At 45.4% G+C, this 1712-nt stretch carries 1 pseudogene; it reads right to left on the reverse strand.

Going from position 1 to position 1712, the window contains the following annotated elements:
- Positions 1-1712: pseudogene (locus ACFILN_RS00005) on the reverse strand (filamentous hemagglutinin); the annotation flags it as partial.

A 1712-nucleotide genomic window follows, 5' to 3' on the forward strand; every position in this document is an offset into this window, starting at 1 on the left:
GGTGGTGATCCCCACCCCGGAGGCGGTGATATTTTGTTTAGCAATCACCGTTGCATTACCACCAGCAGAAAGCGCCTCGGTGTTTAAAACGGTCTCCACGCCGTCAACCGTTGTGCGCCCTGCATCTAAACGAATATTCTTCTCCGCAAGGAGAACAGCATCCCCACCCGCCGCAAAATGCCCCCCTTGACTGAGGATATCCCCACCATGCACATGCAATTGGTGATTTGCCGCAATCCGCCCTGAATTGATAATCGTTGAATTGCTCGTATTTTGGCTGGTGATATTCACATCATCGCCCATGATCAAAGCCCCAGCAGAAACAAAGGAGGCTCTGTCTTTTTCAGGGATGTAAAGCACCGGTGCGTAAACATCCATGCCCTTGACCTGTTGGCGCACATAAATCACCATCGGGGCTTCTAGGGACGCCAATTGTTCTTCACTCAAAGCCTCACCAAAAGGGAGATTGTGTGCTTTTGCATATTCTGCCCCGACATCCAGCAAAGTTTTGACTTGTTCAATGGCATCACTTCCAGGAATAAAGGAGCCTTTGCCCAAACCTTGACCAACCAGATCACGCATTTGTTTTTCAATCAATTCCTTTTCGAAATAAGCATCGCCTAAGAAAAAAATCTCTCTGTCAGGATTGTAACCAATTCTGTTCAAATAATAGGCTGAGCCATAAAACTTGCCAACATCAAGGAATTCTGCCCGCGTTTCATAAATGAAATTTTGGTTGGGCAGCGTGCCCCCAACACCACCCGATTGGGGCTTTGGTAAAGGAAGCCCCTCAGCAAGTTCCCCCGCATTATTGAGATCCACTTTTGGTGTAAAGAGAGCATCAACCCCGGTTAAACCACTTAAGGACTCCAGTGGTTTACGTTCAGCTGCTTGTGCTTTAAAATGCGCATCCCCTGTAATCGAACCTTCCGCTGCCGTGTTATTGAGTTGATCGACCACCAAATTCAACGTGCCACCCGCTTGGACAAGACCAGGAACGCTCTCCAAAGCTTCTGAACCAATCTGGCGATCCTTGCCATTGGCTATATCTAAAGAAACATCGCGGCTTCCATCAGCTTTATAGCCATAACAATAACCATCCTGGGTATTGGCATTACAACCCATATAGGTTTTTTTATAAGCCGTTGCACCTAAATTGGTCAGCGTCTTGGCTTGGATATCGGCATTTCCCCCCGCTTCTATAGTGCTATAATGGTTGTCAATGGTATCAGCGTTAATGATGAGATTGCCACTAGATTGTATTACCCCCGAAACAGTTGGTTTATGCGAAAATGCTTGTGTGACAGTCTTTTCTGTCATATGTGACCAGTGTTTGTTTATTGACCAGATCCCTCCTGCCTTCCACCTATCACCATTCCATCGATACTGTTCTACAGAGTTTCTTTCGTCAATATATTTCCAAGTAAATGCCTTATAGACTGTTCCATCGCTTGAAATTGCGGTGCCATAGGTTTCTTCTTTACTATTCCAAAGTGGATTATCTAAGTAAATGTATAAGTGTCCTTTCCAAACTCCGTTATCATCTTGATGTTCGTGCCCTTGTCCCCAAAGACCAACTTTCGCATCATGATATAACATCCCATCACTGAGTTGATCAGAACCCTTTGGTCTTTGGAAAGAAATATCGCTATATTCCGTTTTTTCCGTGATGACAGGCGTGCTATCGGCTTCGTTTTTTAGGGTGTTGGTTT

This window comes from Bartonella sp. CL434QHHD (genome assembly GCF_042195145.1).
GTDB lineage: Bacteria > Pseudomonadota > Alphaproteobacteria > Rhizobiales > Rhizobiaceae > Bartonella.